Origin of the sequence: Snodgrassella sp. M0110, assembly GCF_016101465.1 — a bacterium.
GTDB lineage: Bacteria > Pseudomonadota > Gammaproteobacteria > Burkholderiales > Neisseriaceae > Snodgrassella > Snodgrassella alvi.
Genome location: NZ_JACFQM010000007.1, coordinates 20,947 through 39,327, shown reverse-complemented (window position 1 = coordinate 39,327; position 18,381 = coordinate 20,947). Strand labels below are relative to the sequence as shown.

Below are 18,381 nucleotides of genomic sequence, written 5' to 3'. Positions count from 1 at the left end.
ACTTTATTTACATGAGTTTGAAATGTCGTACAATAGATTTAAAATCAGTTCGCTTAAAAGACACATTCCTTTATACCAGTCTGTAATGCAGCGGGTTTTTCATTTGCTTGCTGATGGTGATTTCAAGCCTGGCCAGCCTTTGCCGAGTGAATGGGATCTGGCCAGGCAGTGGAATGTAAGTCAGGGAACTGTGCGTAAAGGTTTGAGTGAACTGGCGGCGCGGGGTATTTTACAGCGTTATCAAGGGGTAGGAACCTTTGTTACCCAGCAAAACTGGGACTGGGGATATTATCCTTTTACTGAAATTCCGGTATTGCAACAGGCTAAAACTGAGCAGGTTTGGCCGGTAGCTGAAGTTTTGAGTGTGACTGTTGCTGTTGCGGATGAAGAAACTGCTATGCAGTTGGGTATAAAAATCGCAGAACCGGTATGGAAAATTATGCTGCTATGGCGTACCGGTTATATTGAAGTGGCGGTAGATGAATTATTTTTACCTGTTGCGTTATTGCAGGATTTAAATGTACGTTTTATGCGCCGCCGCCGTAGTTTTTATGCTTTTTTGTTGCTTGAGTATGATGTTTTGATGGATACTTCGCGACAATGGCTTTGGCAAACAGTTTTGCGTCCTGAGATTGCCAGACTGTTGAAGGCAGATATGGGTTCGCATGCCCTTTGTATCGGGCGTTTGAGCCAAAGTGTCGACGGTGTTCCTTATGAATGGCGCCGGCGTTATTTACAACTTGGAAATCAGTCTTTGCAATTAAGTGGTAGCTCTGCTGAGTACTGATACTGGTATTGTAAATAATTGGTGTGTAGTAATGTTACCTGTTTGTTAAAAACTGGGTCAATTGCAGTAAATTTCGGTTGGGTGCGGCTTTGGCCGCTGGTTTTGAGTTTATATCTTCTAATAATACAAGAGGAGTTACCGATGCAAAAAGAAAGGCCAGTGTATCTGGATATACAAAAGATACGATTACCCATTCCGGGTCTTGTGTCTATTTTTCATCGTTTTAGTGGTATCGCGCTATTTATCTGTATTCCGCTGTTTTTATGGCTGTTTTCAGGTACGCTTTCTCATGAATCTGCGTTCAATACTTATCAGGAGCTTGTGCATCATCCTTTGGTGAAGTGCATTCTTTTTGTTCTTTTGCTGGCATATGTTTACCACAGTCTGGCCGGTGTACGTTTTTTGTTTATGGATATTCATAAAGGCACAGAACTAAAAACGGCACGCGCTTCGGCTAAAGCGGTGGTTATTTGTGCAATTGTATTGTCCGTTATTATTTATGGAGCGTGCTTGTTATCATGATTGATCGTAAATTAGCCGGCGCGCACTATGGTCTGCGCGATTGGATTATGCAGCGTATCACGGCAGTAATCATGCTGGTGTACTCAGTCTTGTTTTTAATTATGATTATCTGTATACCGCATAGTTATCAGGAATGGCAGTGTTTCTTTGCTCAGACGTGGGTTCGTCTGATAACACAGATTTTTGTGCTGGCACTGGTATTGCATGCATGGGTTGGTATACGTGATTTGTGGATGGACTATATCAAACCAGCAGGTTTGCGTCTGTTTTTGCATGTTGCCACTATCCTGTGGTTGGTTGGCTGTCTGATTTATTCTGTTAAAGTGATTTGGGGGGTAGCATGAATATGCCCAAGAGTTTGCCGGTACGTCGTTTTGATGCAGTAATCGTAGGCGGCGGTGGTGCAGGGCTTCGTGCCGCTCTGCAATTATCTAAAGCAGGTTTAAATACAGTAGTGCTATCTAAGGTTTTTCCAACCCGTTCTCATACGGTAGCTGCCCAGGGCGGGATTTCTGCTTCGCTGGGTAATGTACAGGAAGACCATTGGAACTGGCATATGTACGATACCGTTAAAGGTTCCGACTGGCTGGGTGATCAGGATGCAATTGAATTCATGACACGCCGCGCTCCTGATGCTGTAGTTGAACTTGAACATATGGGTATGCCGTTTGACCGAGTTGAATCCGGCAAAATTTATCAGCGCCCGTTTGGCGGACATACTGCTGAGTTTGGTAAACGTGCTGTAGAACGTGCCTGTGCAGTGGCAGACCGTACCGGCCATGCAATGCTGCATACCTTATATCAGCAAAATGTGCATGCAGAAACTCAGTTTTTTGTGGAGTGGGCTGCTCTGGATCTGATTCGGGATTCAGAAGGTGTGGTAATCGGGGTTATTGCAATGGAAATGGAAACGGGTGAAGTTTTCATTTTGCATGCAAAGGCTGTACTTTTTGCTACTGGCGGTGCCGGACGTATCTATGCTTCTTCTACCAATGCCTATATGAATACTGGTGATGGTCTGGGTATGGCTGCACGTGCAGGCATTCCTCTGGAAGACATGGAGTTCTGGCAATTCCATCCTACTGGTGTGGCGGGTGCCGGGGTGTTGATTACTGAAGGTGTGCGTGGTGAGGGCGGTATTCTGCTCAACAGTGAAGGCGAGCGTTTTATGGAACGTTATGCGCCAACTGTAAAAGATCTGGCCTGTCGTGATGTGGTGTCCCGTGCAATGGCTATTGAAATTCATGAAGGCCGTGGTGTAGGTAAAAATAAAGACCATGTACTGCTGAAAGTGGACCATCTTGGCGCAGAAAAAATTATGGAAAAACTGCCAGGTATCCGCGAGATTTCCATTCAATTTGCCGGTGTGGATCCAATTAAAGATCCGATTCCGGTGGTTCCGACTTGCCACTATATGATGGGCGGTATTCCTACTAATTATCATGGTCAGGTGGTAATGGCCAAAGGTGATGATCTGGAAGCTCCGGTTCCTGGTTTCTATGCAGCAGGTGAATGTGCATGTGCTTCAGTGCATGGTGCAAACCGTCTGGGTACTAATTCTTTACTTGACCTTGTGGTGTTCGGGAAAGCAGCCGGCGATCATATGATTGACTACATCAAAAAGCAGGTAGCACATCGTGAGTTGCCGGCAGATGTTGGTGAGAAAACACTTGCACGTCTGAGCCGTCTGGAAAATCAGACTAATGGTGAAGAGGTATCTGAAGTGCGTAATGATTTGCAGCGGTGTGTACAGTCACATGCTGGGGTATTCCGTACAGATGCTCTGCTGAAAGAAGGAATTGAGAAAATCAATGAAATTGCCGAACGTGTAGCCAAAACCCAGATTCATGATAAGAGTAAGGTTTGGAATACTGCGCGGCTGGAAGCGCTGGAGCTGGATAATCTGATTGAAGTGGCTCAGGCGACCCTGGTTTCTGCTGAGGCACGCAAAGAATCACGCGGAGCACATGCTTCCGATGATCATCCGAATCGTGATGATGAAAACTGGATGAAACACACATTGTACTACGCTGAAGATCAGCATCTGGAATATAAACCAGTACACACTAAACCTCTGAGTGTGGAATACATAAAACCAGCTGAACGCGTTTACTAAGGAACTATCAAGATGGAAAAAATCCGCTTCCAGGTGTACCGCTATAATCCCGATGTGGATGATAAGCCGTACATGAAAGATTATGAACTCGAAATTGAACCGACTGATGTAAAGCTGTTGGATGCGCTGATTAAACTTAAAGCGCAGGATGACAGTTTGTCATTCCGCCGTTCCTGCCGCGAAGGTATTTGCGGTTCTGATGGTATGAATATTAATGGTAAAAATGGTCTGGCATGTCTGACCGATATTCGCAGTCTGAAACAGCCGATAGTGTTAAAACCGTTACCTGCTTTGCCGGTTATCCGTGACCTGATTGTCGATTTTACTCAGTTCTTCAATCAATACCATTCAATTAAACCCTATGTGATCAATGATACAGCTGCTCCGACACGTGAACGTCTGCAGTCACAGGCTGAGCGTAAAGAGCTGGATGGTTTATATGAATGTATTCTGTGTGCCTGCTGTTCTACTTCATGTCCTTCTTTCTGGTGGAATCCTGACAAATTTGTTGGTCCTTCAGGTTTGCTGAATGCTTACCGCTTTATTGCTGATACTCGTGATACGCGCACCAATGAACGTCTGGACAATCTGAATGATCCTTACCGTCTGTTCCGTTGTCATACGATCATGAACTGTGTGGATGTTTGCCCTAAACATCTGAATCCGACACGTGCTATCGGTAAGATTAAAGATTTAATGTTGAGAAGAGCTATCTGATGCAGGATTTTGATGATAATGCCAAACGTCGCATACGTTGGCTAACCCGACGCGGTTTACTGGAACTGGATATTATTCTTGGTCGGTTTATGACACATGCTTTTGATCAGTTATCTAACGAAGAGTTAGCTGTGTTTGTGGCGTTAATGGATTTGCCTGATCCGGAAATTCTGGCGTTAATCAATCAGTCTGAGGGTTGTACTGACTCTGAATTTGAGTCTGTTCTGGCTAAAATCAGGCAGGCTCAGTAGCTGTAAATACCTGGCTTTTGTTAACGTATTTAAGTTTAGTTTATTTAAATAGAAAAATTGAAAATTAAGGAGTTGGAGATGACTAAGAAAGCTATACTGAGCATTGAGGGGCAAGAGCCTTTTGAGATGCCGGTTTTGTCTGGCAGTTTGGGCCCGGATGTAGTGGACATTCGTAAACTGTATGGTGAAACCGGGACATTTATGTTTGATCCCGGGTTTACTTCAACCGCATCCTGCGAATCCAAAATCACTTTCATTGATGGTGAAAAGGGGCAGTTATATTATCGGGGATATCCTATTGAGCAGCTGGCTGAACACAGTGATTATCTGGAAACATGCTATCTGCTCGTATATGGTGAATTACCTGATGCAGTCGAAAAACAGAAATTTGAACTGGGTGTTTTGCGCCATAATATGGTGCATGAACAATTAACCTGGTTTTTCAGGGGTTTTCGTCGTGATGCTCATCCGATGTCAATGATGGTTGGGGTGGTAGGTGCACTGGCTGCATTCTATCAGGACAGTCTGGATATCAATAATCCTGAACACCGCCGAATTGCGGAATACCGTATGATTGCCAAGATTCCGACTCTCGCAGCTATGTGTTACCGCTACTCAAAAGGATTGCCATTTAATTATCCGCGGAACAATCTGACTTATACCGGTAATTTCCTGCATATGATGTTTGCTAAACCAACTGAGGATTATGTTGTTAATCCTGTGCTGGAACGTGCTTTAGACCGGATTTTCATTTTGCATGCGGATCATGAGCAGAATGCATCTACTTCTACAGTACGCATTGCCGGTTCTTCCGGAGCCAATCCGTTTGCATGTATTGCTGCCGGCATTGCCTGCCTGTGGGGACCTGCCCATGGTGGTGCCAATGAAGCAGTATTGAAAATGCTGGATGAAATTGGTGATGTGTCCCGTGTTGAAGAATTTATGCAGGGAGTTAAAGAAAAGCGTTATCGTCTGATGGGTTTTGGACATCGCGTGTACAAAAATATGGATCCGCGTGCCAAAATCATGAAGCAGACATGTGATGAAGTGTTAAAGGAACTTGGATTGCATGATAGTCCTAAATTCAAGCTGGCAATGGCTCTGGAAAAAATTGCGCTTGAAGATCCTTATTTTGTTGAACGCAAGCTTTATCCGAACGTGGATTTTTACTCCGGTATTGTGCTGAGTGCTTTAGGTATTCCGGTAACTATGTTTACCGTGCTGTTTGCACTGGCACGTACAGTAGGCTGGGTATCACACTGGCACGAAATGATAGCTGATCCGAATCAGAAAATCGGTCGCCCGCGTCAGCTGTATACAGGCTCAGGTCGGCGCGATTATCTCCCGGTGGATAAACGCTAGTTATTTATGTATTCAGGCAGCTTTTTTGCTGCCTGAAGCATACTGATGCTTCATCACCATGCTTATACGTGGTGATCTGGAATCGGTATGTTGATATGCGGTAATCTGGAATCGGCAATCGATTCTTTATTGGTAGGGGATAGTGATATTCCTGTTTTATTAGTTTGAGGTAAAAAGGATTTTTACCATGATGGAAGAACAAACCAATCTTTCTTATTTATATGGTGCCAATGCTCCTTACATTGAAGAGCTTTACGAGAGCTACCTAAAGGATCGTGATTCAGTTGACGAATACTGGAAAGATTATTTTGACAAAGTAGCTGCATTACCGGGCTATGTTGCCAAGGATATACCGCAATTACCGATTCAGGAATCTTTTGTTAATCTGTCCAGACAGCATGCTGCTACTCAGGGTAGTGTTGATTTAAATGTATTGCAAAAGCAGGTATCAGTATTAAATCTGATGAACGCTTATCGTATTCTCGGTGCGCGTAATGCAAATCTGGATCCGTTAAAACGCCGTCCTAAAGAATATCTGGCTGAACTTGACCCGGCACAATACGGGCTGACTGCAGCAGATATGTCTACTAAATTTTATACCGGTAGCGATTTTGGAAGCAGTCCTAAACTGTCTTTATCTGAAATTATTAACCGCCTGGATCAGACTTATTGCGGCACCGTGGGTGTGGAGTATATGCACATTACCCGGCCGGATGAACGCAACTGGGTGCAGGAGCGAGTGGAAAAAGATTTATCAGTTTCCAGTTATACGCCTGAGCATAAACGTCGCATTCTGAAGCAGCTGACTGCGGCTGAAACGCTTGAACGCTATTTGCACACCCGTTATGTCGGTCAGAAACGCTTTTCGCTTGAAGGTGGTGAAAGTACAATTGTCGCCCTTGATTATCTGATTCAGCACTGTGGTAGTCAGGGTGTTGAAGAGGTTATGATTGGTATGGCCCATCGCGGCCGCCTGAATGTGCTGGTAAATATTCTGGGTAAAGAACCCCGTGATTTATTCAGCGAATTTGAAGGTAAATATACAACTACTCTGCCAAGTGGTGATGTGAAATACCATATGGGTTTCACTTCTGATCTGGCTACCGGTAACGGTCCTTTACACGTTTCGCTAGCTTTCAATCCTTCTCATCTGGAAATTGTTAACCCTGTTGTCGAAGGGGCAGTACGTGCGCGGCAGAAACGCCGTGGTGAATCTGGTCGTAATGCGGTATTGCCGGTATTGATTCATGGTGATTCTGCATTTATTGGTCTGGGTGTCAATCAGGCTAATTTCAATCTATCACAAACCCGCGGCTATACTACTGGCGGTACTATCCATATTGTCATCAATAATCAGATTGGTTTTACGACTTCTGATTTACGTGATACCCGTTCTACGGTTTACTGCACAGATCTAGCTAAAATGGTTGATGCGCCGATTTTCCATGTGAACGGTGATGATCCTGAAGCAGTTAGCTATGTAATGGGTCTGGCAATGGATTACCGTAAGTCTTTCGGTAAAGACGTGGTGGTGGATATTGTCTGCTTCCGTAAATTGGGTCACAACGAAGGTGATGATCCGATGCTGACTCAGCCAATGATGTACAACAAAATTCATCAGCATCCGGGCACCCGTTCTCTGTATTCTGATCGTCTGGTGAGTGAAAATGTTATTACCAAAGAACAGGCTGAAGGGCTGATTCAGGCTTACCGTGATGCACTGGATAAAGGTGAGCATGTTGAGCAGACTACTCTGACTGATTATAACCATAAGTATGCAGTAGACTGGACACCTTATATGGGTACCCACTGGAATCATCCGGTTGAAACCGGTATTCCTGCTGCCGATATTAAACGTCTTGCTGAAAAATTTACTGCATTGCCGGAAGGGTTTACTCCGCATAATACGGTGAAAAAAATGCTGGCCAGTCGTATGGCGATGGCAGAAGGTACGCAGCCGGTAGACTGGGGTATGGCAGAAACTTTGGCTTATGCCAGTCTGGTGACTAATGGTAATGGTGTACGCATTTCCGGCGAGGACTCCGGTCGTGGTACTTTCTCACACCGTCATGCAGTACTGCACGATCAGAAACGTGAAAAAAGTGATGCCGGTGCTTATGTACCATTGCGTAATCTGAGCGAAAATCAGGCTTCTTTCTTAGTAATTGATTCTATTCTGAATGAAGAAGCTGTATTGGCTTATGAATACGGATTTGCCTGCAGTGCGCCAGACCAGCTGGTTATCTGGGAAGGGCAGTTTGGCGATTTTGCCAATGGTGCTCAGGTTGCCATTGACCAGTTTGTCACTTCCGGTGAAACCAAATGGGGGCGTTTATGCGGTCTGACGGTGATTCTGCCGCATGGCTATGATGGTCAGGGGCCGGAACACTCTTCTGGTCGTCTGGAACGCTGGCTGCAATTATGCTCTGAAGAAAATATTCAGGTTGTCATGCCGTCTGAGGCTTCTCAGATGTTCCATCTGTTGCGCCGACAGGTATTACGTCCATACCGTAAACCACTGGTAATCTTCATGTCTAAACGTCTGCTGCGCTTTAATGAATCCATGAGCCAGCTCAGTGACTTTACTGAAGGCCACACTTTCCGCCCGGTTATCGGCGATCAGGTTGAAGGTAATGAAAATAGTGTTAAGCGTGTGATTTTGTGTGCCGGACAGGTTTACTACGATATCAATAAAGCACGTCTTGAACGTGATCTGGGTAAAGACATTGCGATTATCCGCGTAGAACAGTTATATCCGTTCCCGTACGAACAGCTAGCTGCTGAACTGAGCCGTTATCCTAATGCAACTGAAATTCTTTGGGCTCAGGAAGAACCGAGAAATCAGGGTGCCTGGTTCCAGATTCGTCATCGCATTGAAAAGATTGCTGGTAGCAAGCAAAAGGTTATTTTTGCAGGCCGTCCGGCTAGTGCCTCACCAGCAGTGGGTTACATGAGTAAACACGTTGCCCAGCTTAAACAGCTGGTTGATGATGCGTTGGACTTAAAGTAATCCGAATCTGTTATGAATAACTGGCCACTGTAGTGGTGGCCGATACCCTTTTTTAGGAGTAATCCATGATTATTGATGTAACCGTTCCTATGCTTCCGGAAAGTGTGACCGAAGCGACCCTGATGACCTGGAATAAAAAAGTGGGTGATTTCGTACAGCGTGACGAAAACCTGATTGACCTGGAAACAGATAAAGTGGTACTTGAATTACCGGCTCAGCAGGCAGGTAAACTGGTTGAAATCATTGAAGCAGATGGTGCTACCGTAACTGCCGGTCAGTTACTGGCAAAAATTGATACTTCAGCTACTGCTGAAGCCGCAGCTCCGGCAGCAGCCGCTGCTGAAACTGCTCCGGCAGCTGCTGCAACTCAGACTGCCGCTCCGGCTAATCAGTCTCAGGCTGGTGTTGCCATGCCTGCTGCTGCCAAACTGGCTGCAGAAAAAGGTGTGAATACTGCTAATATTCAGGGTTCAGGCCGTGACGGACGTGTACTTAAAGAGGATGTTGCCGCTGCTGCTTCAGCTTTGGCTGCTGCTCCGGTTATGGCAACCAGCAAAGCCTCTGCACCTTCTACAGCCGGCGAACGTGTGGAACAGCGTGTACCTATGTCACGTCTGCGTTCTCGTGTTGCTGAGCGCTTATTACAGTCACAGCACGAAAATGCTATTCTGACAACATTTAATGAAGTGAACATGAAACCGGTTATGGATTTACGTAACCGTTATAAAGAACAGTTCCAGAAAGAGTATGGTGTTAAACTGGGCTTTATGTCTTTCTTTGTTAAAGCAGCTGTTGCCGCATTGAAAAAATATCCGGTTGTTAATGCTTCTATTGATGGTACTGATGTTGTATATCATGGTTATTTTGATATTGGTATCGCGATTGGCAGCCCGCGCGGTTTGGTAGTACCGATTCTGCGTGATGCAGATCAGATGAGTATTGCCGATATCGAACAGGCTATTCATGATTATGCAGTTAAAGCCAAAGACGGCAAGCTGGCACTTGAAGACCTGACTGGTGGTACCTTCAGTATTACTAATGGCGGGACTTTCGGTTCTATGATGTCTACACCGATTATTAATCCGCCTCAATCTGCTATTTTAGGCATGCATGCTACTAAAGAACGTGCTGTAGTAGAAAATGGTCAGGTTGTTGTACGTCCGATGATGTATCTGGCTCTTTCTTACGACCACCGTTTGATTGATGGCCGTGAAGCCGTACTGACTCTGGTAGCAATTAAGGATGCTCTTGAAGATCCTGCCCGTCTGCTGCTTGAACTGTAAGCAAATAAACTGGCTGCTATAGTTAGTATTTTTATCTGGCAGGCAATAATAACAACCGTAATGATGGCAGCCACACATTATCAAATGACGTTTGTGCCGCATTACGGTTTATTTTATCAGTCAGATATATTTATGATTGAAAGGAATTTTAATGTCTCAATTTGACGTTGTGGTAATTGGTGCAGGTCCTGGCGGCTATGTCGCTGCTATTCGTGCTGCTGAACTGGGTTTTAAAACTGCTTGTATTGATGCCGGCTTGAATAAACAGGGTGATGCACCGGCATTGGGCGGTACCTGTCTGAATGTTGGCTGTATTCCTTCTAAAGCTTTATTACAGACCAGTGAAAATTACCATGCAGCGCAAACTGAATTTGCCGAACATGGTATTGATGTTCAGGTTAAAGGCTTTGATGCCAGAAAAATGATTGAACGTAAAGATGCCATTGTAAGTAAACTGACTAATGGTATTGGTTTTCTGTTTAAAAAAGATAAAGTAGAAAGTATTTTTGGCCGGGGTTCTCTGCAAGGGCAGGCTGATGGTTTATGGCAGATTGAAGTTGATACTAATGGTAACAAGCAACAGATAACTGCCAAACATGTAATTGTGGCGACAGGATCTTTACCTCGCCCGCTGCCTTTAACTGAAATTGACAATGTTAATGTACTGGATAATGAAGGTGCACTGAATCTTGAAGCGGTACCGGCTAAACTGGGCATGATTGGTTCCGGTGTTATCGGGCTTGAAATGGGTTCAGTTTGGAATCGTCTCGGTTCTGAGGTGACTATTCTGGAAGCAATGCCGTCCTTCCTTGCTGCAGCTGATCAGCAGGTAGCGAAGGAAGCTTTCAAAATTTTCACTAAAGAACAAGGTCTTAATATTCACCTTGGCGTAATGGTTAAAGAAATTGTTAAAGGTGAAAACAATGTCACTGTTAAATATACAGTTGACGGTGAAGAAAAAACTGAAACTTTTGATAAACTGGTTATTGCTATCGGCCGTGTTCCCAATACTAACGGTCTGAATGCTGAAGCTGTTGGTCTGCAAAAAGATGAACGTGGCTTTATTGTTGTTGATGATGAATGCCGCACCAGTTTGCCAAACGTCTGGGCAATTGGTGACGTGGTTCGTGGTCCGATGCTGGCGCATAAAGCTTCCGCTGAAGGCGTGGCTGTGGCTGAACGAATTGCCGGTCAGAAACCTTTTGTAGATATGAACACTATTCCTGCGGCTATGTATACTCATCCGGAAATTGCATGGGTTGGTCAGACTGAAGAACAACTAAGAGCTGCCGGTGTAAAATACAAAAAAGGTCAGTCCAACTTTGCTGCCAACGGTCGCGCCCTGGGTATGGGTCAGGCTAAAGGGTTTGTGAAAATTTTGGCTGATGCAGATACTGATCGTGTACTGGGTGTGCATATTATTGGACCTGTTGCATCAGAACTGATTGCCGAAGCAGTTATGGCAATGGATTTCAAAGCTTCCAGTGAAGATATTACCCGTATTGTTCACGCTCATCCGACTTTATCTGAAGTGACCCATGAAGCAGCATCTTCAGTTAAATAAAATTTAAATAAATATCTATAATCAACCCGTAATCTCTCCTTCAGATTACGGGTTTTTAAATAATTATTTATATAGTTTGATTTATCTGATTGTATCTAATTATTTTTTTTATGGTCTTTTATTTTAATTTACTGTAATATTCAAAATTTTAAACCTATTTATTTTTGAATAAATAATGTCGGAGGGATATATGGCAAAAAATTACAGCGTTTTTCATGTAGAGGAACCATTTAATGAGCTGTCTGCTGGGGCAATGGCTCAGAAAGATTATTTTTATTATAATCAGCTAAGAACATGGAAATTTAAAGACGAGCTTTTTCCTTTTAATGATTTGCATGTAAAAAAATATGATGTTCGCGATGGAAGTGACTGGGATACTGTATTAAAACCGCGTATCAAACAACGTCTGGATCAAGCAGATAACATAATTTTAATTTTAAGTGAAAATACTTTTCAGTCCAGATGCTTAAAAGCAGAATTAGAGTATGGCATCGGACATCTTAAACTACCTGTTATCGTGATATATGCCGACATAACTGATAAAAAGCATATGAAGGTAGAGGGAAAAAAAGATATGAGTTTTAAAGTTCACTATTTTTTAAATAAATTACCCGTTTTCAAGCAATTAAAATCTCAGGTACCAGTTTTGCATGTTCCGCTTGATAAAGAAATGGTAGCTAAAGCTCTGAAAAAAAATAATTTTGTTAAAAATACTCATCTACAACCAAATAATTATATGTTAAATGATTAAAATATTATTTAATTATTCCTGCCAGTGTTTTTTAACTTTATCAAGTGCTCTGCGATCGCGTTTAGTAGGTCTGCCGTCAGGATATGCGGCAGTTATCTGACTTGCCTGATTCAAAGCTTTAATTTCTTCACGTTTAGCGATGCTGCTGCTGTCTTCGCTGTAAAGTAAACGGGCTTCAGGAGCAGGGCGGCGCATATGATTTAATCGTTTTACCTGAATTTTATAAGGCAGAGAATTAAGAGTTAAATCAATAGTATCACCAACCTGTACATTTTTACTGTTTTTGACTTTTGCACCATTAACCTGAACTCTTCCAAGTTCAATATGCTTTTGTGCTAGAGCGCGGGTTTTAAAAAATCTTGCTGCCCAGAGCCATTTATCCAGACGCATTACTACTGTGCTGATATTGTTGCTTTTATTCATATAATTTATATATTCCTGTTTGTAATCTTTATTTATTTTAGTTGCTGATAATTGTTGGATTAAATGATTTAGCTTATTTAAAGCAGATTTTGCGCGAAATGTATCATTTTAATCCGGGTTAACAGAAATTTTGTCGGTTATATTGAAAACCTGACGTAAATAAGCCAGAAAGGTGCTGTTGTCTGTCATGGTTTTACCCGGCGAATCCGATATTTTGGCCACAGACTGACCGTTACATTCAACAAGTTTCAATACAATGTTTAACGGAGTTAAACCCATATCATTGGTAAAATTGGTACCGATACCAAAGCTGGTTTTGAAACGGCTGTTAAAATGGATATATAAGTCCCATGCGCGCTGTAAATCCAGACTGTCGCTGAAAGTTAGCATTTTGGTACGGGTATCTATTTTGAGTTTCTGATAATGGGCATAAGCTTTTTCACCCCAGATATACGGATCACCGCTATCATGGCGCAGTCCGTCAAATAATTTGGCAAAATACAGATCAAAATCACACAAAAATGCATCCATGCCGACTACATCTGTTAAGGCAATACCCAAATCACCACGATACTCATGTACCCAGGCCTCCAGTGCCGCTTTCTGAAAATCACGTAACCGGACATCTAAAGCCTGAAAAGCCTGCAAAAATTCATGAGCCATAGTGCCAATCGGAATCAGATTGAGTTGTTTGGCGATATGTACGTTGCTGGTTCCTCTGAAAACGCCAGGAGCCGCCTCATGAAGGGTTTTAATCACATGTTTTTGCCATGAATAACGATAACGCCTCCGGGTGCCAAAATCGGAAACAACAAAAGGAGAGTTGTAATGATGCTGTTCATTAGCATAGTGATGAATCAGTTCGGCCTTTGCTTGCAGACGACGCTCTCCCTCTGCCAGTATTTCCGGAGATTCCAGCCGATGAAAGTACAATTCGTTAACAATAGACAGCACAAATATTTCGAAAAACATCGCCTGAATAATCGGTCCTTCAATGCGGATATTCAGGTATTGATTATCATCTACAGAAGTTTTGATAAAACGCCTTTTTAGTTGAAAGAGCTCCATATAGTCGACGAAATCACTTTTAATAAAGCGCAGGCTGCGCAAATATTGCAATTCATCTTCAGTAAATTTCATCTGGCACAGACGGTCAAGCTCCCAGTCAAGTTCTTCTAAAATTTCACCAAGCGGGTAGGCTGTTTCATGATTGTTACGACAACGAAACTCATAGACACCGGTTGCTTGAGGGAATTGATGCAATACTACCTGAAGCATAGTGAATTTATATAAATCTGTATCCAGTAAAGACTGAATAATGGGCGGACGGTTGGTATCTATGGTCATATTGCTGGAGCAATTCATAAAAGTAATTAATATGTACTATGCGGAAATATATGTACTGAATTCTGTTTCAGAATTGTTACAGAATTTTTATCTGCATTTCAAAATTTGAGCTCGTTCATTAACAACTCTTCATCTGTTCAAATCAAACCTTTCAGCTCCTGTTTTCATTTAAGAAAAGGATTTTATCTGTATAGCTGTAATCGTTACTCGGTTGCTGAGCAGTTCATCTGAATAACTGTAACATGATTTATTATTACAGTTGCGTTGCTTGAATATAATTTACTATCAATATTGTTTGTTACTCCTGATTTGCTTTGAATTTACTTAGATTGTTATTCCGCTTAATTTCATGTTCAGCTGAGATTTAATACTGTTTACTATTGAAAAGCTTTTTATCAGTTAGCGATTGCTGGCATTTGCAGATGTGCCCGTGCAAAAGCAATGGGTTTATCTGACTGAGCCTGCCACATAGTTGCAGTAACATGTGAAATGCGCTTTCCGGCATGCATAATTTCACATTGTGCATAGCTGTCTACAGGTTTACCGCTTAATAAATAATCCGTTGAGTAGTCAATAATCTGGGCAGATTCTTGCAGGTTTTGCTGCTCCATCAGATATAAGCTGATACAACTCTGTAAAAAGCCGCCAATCAGCCCCCCATGCAGTGCAGGCAGGAAAATGTTACCAATATTTTGTCTGGCAAAAGGCAAGCTGTACAGACGTTTATTAAGACTATCCATACCAATTTGCAGATTGATTGCTGCACAGTACGGTATACGCTGATGAGCTTGAATAGTTAGCTGTTCATCCAGTTGAAAAATTGTTGGGTTCATTTTGCCTGCTCCTGTTGCAGATACGCCTGTAATGCTTGCTGTTCTGCTTGGGTTAATGGGTTATGAATAAAAGTAGACATTCCCAGTGCAAATGGCCGGGTTTCATCATTTTGAAAGCAGTGGCTGCGGATAAAGGCAATTGGACCTTCCTGCCGGTAACAGTGTGCACGTACATGTATAGGCTGATCAGGCACTGGCTGCATCAGATAATCTATGCGCATATCCAGTGTAGCAGTCGTTTCAAACTGTTGAAACAATGCTGCTAATGTACAGGCGGAAGCCATATCTACCAGAGTAGTAATGACCCCGCCATGAATATTGCCGGTTTTCGGACTTTCCAGCAATTCGTCGCGCCAGTCTACCGAAATAACAGGTTCATCAGAACTACTGTCACCGTAGATTTTTAACCAGCGGCAATGCGGTATATTTATGTAATGATTAAACAGAGTTTGAAATAATACAGGGTTAGCAGGCATAAGATTATCCTGATTGGAATATTAACTGTTATATTAGGGTTTTTTACAGTTATTGTCACTAGAATGCTGGTTTATTAATCAATTCTTGATTGTTGCCGGATTCGATACCGGCAGTCTGGATAGAAATCGGATCTCCGGTACTATGCTGGGTAATAAATACAAGCCCTTCTTTGGCCAGTTCCAGTAATGCTATGAAGGTGGTGACAACCAATGCCATACTGTCGTTATGCTTAAAGAGTTCCGTGAAATAACAGTGCTGCCGAGTTTGCAGGAAGCGCAGGACAACGGTCATCTGAGCCCGTACTGATAATGTTTCTTTGACCACATTATGGCTACGATTGTGCTGAGACCGGGCAAGAATCGCCAACCATGCCCGGGTTAAATCAGCTACTTGTACATGCGGTGGTTGTGTTACGGCTACCAGTTCAACTGGTAACCATGCCCAGCCGAAATCACGTCCGGCACGGGGTAAAGCATCCAGTCCGGCTGCAGCCAGCTTCATTTGCTCATAGGCAAGCAGACGGCGAACCAATTCAGCACGCGGATCGGCTACTTCTTCTTCGCTGGTGGGCGGAGCAGGGAGAAGTAAACGGGTTTTAATTTCAATCAACACCGCAGCCATTAGCAAATATTCAGCGGTTAAATCCAGCTCATGCTGTTGCATCTGATGAATATAGGATAAATACTGCTCTGTAACAGTAAGCATGGGAATATCCAGTACATCAATATTTTGCTTACGAATCAGATACAGTAATAAATCCAGCGGACCTTCAAAGCTTTGTAATACCACTTGAAGTGCATCCGGGGGAATAAACAGATCCTGTGGAATTTCAGTAACAGGCTGCCCGAAAAGCATAGCAACAGTTTTATCCGCTATACTTTCTTTACTCATGTTATGGTTCAGTGTTTGCACAGATATTCCAGACAAGCCTGAGCACAGCGCAAACCGAAGCTGGCTGTTACTACCATAGAGGCACCATAACCGGCACAGGAAAGACCTTGCGGAGTAGTTTGTTCTGTTAGGCAGATACCGGACTGAGGCGGAGTTATAGTTTCGCTGGAATAAATACAGGGGATGTGCATTTTATCTGCCGGCTGACGGCTAAAACCATAGTATTTACGCAATGTATAACGCATATTTGCCAGCATGCGGTCATGGGTTACTCTGCTTAAATCAGTGCATTGAATCAAACCGGCGTTTTTTTGTCCGCCTGCTCCACCGGAAACAATAAAAGGCTGGTTTCGGGAGGTAAAAAATGCAGCCATGGCCGCTTTTACGCGTACCTGATCAATAGCATCTATTACGAAATCGAACGGCTGGCTGAATATATGTTCGATATTATCTGCTTCCACAAAATCTTCAATGCAGTTAACCTGACAATCTGGATTAATATCAGCAATACGTTCGGCCAGAGCTTCGACTTTGGGCTTGCCAATCAGGCTGATTAAGGCCGGAAGCTGGCGATTGATATTTGATTCGGCTACATTATCCAGATCAATCAGGGTTAGATAACCAACACCACTTCGTGCCAGAGCTTCTACTGCCCATGAGCCGACGCCGCCCACTCCGACTATACACACATGAGCCGAGGCAAAACGCTGAAGACAATCTTCACCGTACAATCTGGCAATGCCGCCGAAGCGACGTTGATAATTTGCAGAAAAAGTGAGTATTTGCGACACGTGAATTAAATCCGTAAAGCTGTTTTAGGCAGGTAGTGGTATTATACTGTATCTGCCAAGTGATTCGAATTGCTAAAAAGATAGGAGGGTTTCATGTATAGACATTTACTGGTAGCGGTAGATGGCAGCCATACTTCAGAAAATGCCTTAGATCATGCTATTGGTCTGGCTAAGGGGGAGGATGCAGAATTAACTGTCGTGAATGTTGCCAATCCGACTGAATATATGGCTTTGGCTCCTGAATTTCTGCAACATGAAAGTTATGAAGCTGCTGCGTTGTCAGAAGGCAATACTGTACTGGATGCAGCAATCGAAAAAGCTAAAGCAGCTTTACCGGAGACTAAAGTTCATCGGCATCTGCTGATTGCCAATAAAGGGGCAAAAGAAATGGCTCAGATGCTGGTTGATTATGCTGACGAGCAAGGCAGCGATCTGATTATTCTCGGTACTCACGGACGCAGTGGTCTGATGCATTTGTTAATGGGTAGTTTTGCCGAAACTGTCATGCGTGAAACCAATCTGCCGTTACTGATTATTCGCAGTGAATCCAAAAATGAAGGTTAAATAGTTTGATTTTCTACATTAAGTATAAAGTCACAGCTGAAAAATAAAGCTGAATCCGTATCAAATCGGGTTCAGCTTTTTAGCTATTTGTCTGATTTGCATTAACCGCGCAATAACTTAAAAAGTATTCTGGCAAATTTAGCGAATATATTTTTTATGAATATCTCTGAATAGCGGGTTATTGGCACTACCCAGCCATTCAAATGCAATCATCTCACGGCTGACAATTTCACAACCAGCCTCCTGCATTCGTGCCAGACCTAATTTAACATCTTCCGGTTTGCGAGAGCTGACTGCATCAGCAACCACAAAAACCTCATAGCCATGTGCGCGCAGATCCAGAGCTGTCTGCAGAACACAGATATGAGCTTCAATACCGGATATGATGATCTGGTTAGCCTGTTGCAGGCTGTCTTCATTCAGCACACCGGCAGCATATACAGAAAAACTTTGTTTCTGGACAATTCTTGCTTGTGGTGCAGCAGTGATGATTTCTTCACGAGTTGCACCGATTTTATCGACACAATGTTCACTGATTAGGGTAGGAATCGCCATATCATGCGCCAGACCGGCCAGCCAGATATTATTGGCCAGCAATTCTTCCGTGTTGTTTAAAGCAGGCAACAGGCGTGTTTGTAAATCAATCATTAATACTGCGGAACGTTTACTGTCTAACAACATAATGTGCTTTC

Annotated in this window: 19 protein-coding genes; 12 read left to right on the top strand and 7 right to left on the bottom strand. The window is 43.2% G+C overall.

The window, feature by feature from the left end; translation table 11 throughout:
- Positions 1-22: 22 nt before the first annotated feature.
- The 11 genes from H3T84_RS09390 to H3T84_RS09340 all read left to right on the top strand — a co-directional run bounded on the left by H3T84_RS09390 (position 23) and on the right by H3T84_RS09340 (position 12,363).
- Positions 23-787 carry a GntR family transcriptional regulator gene (locus H3T84_RS09390; RefSeq protein WP_158500018.1) on the top strand — a complete coding sequence of 255 codons (765 nt, stop codon included), beginning with the start codon at positions 23-25 and terminating at the stop codon, positions 785-787.
- A gap of 141 nt (positions 788-928) precedes the next feature.
- Positions 929-1,309, top strand: a complete 381-nt coding sequence (sdhC, locus tag H3T84_RS09385; RefSeq protein ID WP_025330886.1) for a succinate dehydrogenase, cytochrome b556 subunit — start codon at positions 929-931, stop codon at positions 1,307-1,309.
- On the top strand, positions 1,306-1,653 hold the full coding sequence (gene sdhD, locus H3T84_RS09380; RefSeq protein ID WP_198218935.1) for a succinate dehydrogenase, hydrophobic membrane anchor protein: 348 nt from the start codon (positions 1,306-1,308) through the stop codon (positions 1,651-1,653). The genes sdhC and sdhD overlap by 4 nt, the downstream gene beginning before the upstream one ends.
- Before the next feature lie 2 nt (positions 1,654-1,655).
- Positions 1,656-3,425: a succinate dehydrogenase flavoprotein subunit gene (gene sdhA, locus H3T84_RS09375; RefSeq protein ID WP_037395298.1), complete on the top strand. Its 1,770-nt coding sequence runs from the start codon at positions 1,656-1,658 to the stop codon at positions 3,423-3,425.
- Between the two features lie 12 nt (positions 3,426-3,437).
- Positions 3,438-4,142, top strand: coding sequence for a succinate dehydrogenase iron-sulfur subunit (locus H3T84_RS09370; RefSeq protein ID WP_025330883.1), 705 nt, complete (start codon positions 3,438-3,440; stop codon positions 4,140-4,142).
- Complete coding sequence (locus H3T84_RS09365) at positions 4,142-4,393, top strand: succinate dehydrogenase assembly factor 2 (protein WP_078475763.1); 252 nt, start codon at positions 4,142-4,144, stop codon at positions 4,391-4,393. Before H3T84_RS09370 ends, H3T84_RS09365 begins: the two co-directional genes overlap by 1 nt.
- A 78-nt stretch (positions 4,394-4,471) precedes the next feature.
- Positions 4,472-5,755, top strand: a complete 1,284-nt coding sequence (gltA, locus tag H3T84_RS09360) for a citrate synthase (protein ID WP_037476469.1) — start codon at positions 4,472-4,474, stop codon at positions 5,753-5,755.
- Positions 5,756-5,942: 187 nt separating this feature from the next.
- On the top strand, positions 5,943-8,765 hold the full coding sequence (locus H3T84_RS09355) for a 2-oxoglutarate dehydrogenase E1 component (protein WP_198218934.1): 2,823 nt from the start codon (positions 5,943-5,945) through the stop codon (positions 8,763-8,765).
- 65 nt (positions 8,766-8,830) lie between these two features.
- Positions 8,831-10,048, top strand: coding sequence for a 2-oxoglutarate dehydrogenase complex dihydrolipoyllysine-residue succinyltransferase (gene odhB / locus H3T84_RS09350; RefSeq protein ID WP_037476464.1), 1,218 nt, complete (start codon positions 8,831-8,833; stop codon positions 10,046-10,048).
- A gap of 151 nt (positions 10,049-10,199) precedes the next feature.
- Positions 10,200-11,612, top strand: coding sequence for a dihydrolipoyl dehydrogenase (gene lpdA / locus H3T84_RS09345; protein WP_037476463.1), 1,413 nt, complete (start codon positions 10,200-10,202; stop codon positions 11,610-11,612).
- Positions 11,613-11,802: 190 nt separating this feature from the next.
- Entirely contained in the window at positions 11,803-12,363 is a 561-nt protein-coding gene (locus H3T84_RS09340; RefSeq protein ID WP_037476461.1) for a hypothetical protein, read from the top strand.
- Positions 12,364-12,375: 12 nt separating this feature from the next.
- On the opposite strand, the gene H3T84_RS09335 is transcribed toward H3T84_RS09340, so the two are convergent.
- From H3T84_RS09335 to H3T84_RS09310, 6 genes are all read right to left on the bottom strand, one after another.
- Positions 12,376-12,786, bottom strand: a complete 411-nt coding sequence (locus H3T84_RS09335; protein ID WP_198218933.1) for an RNA-binding S4 domain-containing protein — start codon at positions 12,784-12,786, stop codon at positions 12,376-12,378.
- Between the two features lie 108 nt (positions 12,787-12,894).
- The gene (gene pncB, locus H3T84_RS09330; protein WP_037476459.1) at positions 12,895-14,133 is read right to left on the bottom strand and encodes a nicotinate phosphoribosyltransferase; all 1,239 of its coding nucleotides are present in this window, start codon (positions 14,131-14,133) and stop codon (positions 12,895-12,897) included.
- A 395-nt stretch (positions 14,134-14,528) separates the two neighbouring features.
- Positions 14,529-14,966, bottom strand: coding sequence for a PaaI family thioesterase (locus H3T84_RS09325; protein ID WP_037476457.1), 438 nt, complete (start codon positions 14,964-14,966; stop codon positions 14,529-14,531).
- Positions 14,963-15,442, bottom strand: coding sequence for a PaaI family thioesterase (locus H3T84_RS09320; protein ID WP_037476455.1), 480 nt, complete (start codon positions 15,440-15,442; stop codon positions 14,963-14,965). The genes H3T84_RS09325 and H3T84_RS09320 overlap by 4 nt, the downstream gene beginning before the upstream one ends.
- Positions 15,443-15,500: 58 nt before the next feature.
- A complete protein-coding gene (locus tag H3T84_RS09315) occupies positions 15,501-16,334 on the bottom strand; it encodes a ScpA family protein (RefSeq protein ID WP_037476453.1) in 834 nt (277 codons plus the stop codon).
- Between the two features lie 8 nt (positions 16,335-16,342).
- Entirely contained in the window at positions 16,343-17,116 is a 774-nt protein-coding gene (locus tag H3T84_RS09310; protein WP_198218967.1) for a ThiF family adenylyltransferase, read from the bottom strand.
- A gap of 102 nt (positions 17,117-17,218) precedes the next feature.
- On the opposite strand from H3T84_RS09310, the gene H3T84_RS09305 reads away from it, so the two are divergent.
- Entirely contained in the window at positions 17,219-17,689 is a 471-nt protein-coding gene (locus H3T84_RS09305; protein WP_174833594.1) for a universal stress protein, read from the top strand.
- A 138-nt stretch (positions 17,690-17,827) separates the two neighbouring features.
- Here the strand turns inward: H3T84_RS09305 and H3T84_RS09300 are convergent, their stop codons facing one another.
- Positions 17,828-18,370: an isochorismatase family protein gene (locus tag H3T84_RS09300; RefSeq protein WP_174830222.1), complete on the bottom strand. Its 543-nt coding sequence runs from the start codon at positions 18,368-18,370 to the stop codon at positions 17,828-17,830.
- Positions 18,371-18,381 lie beyond the last annotated feature (11 nt).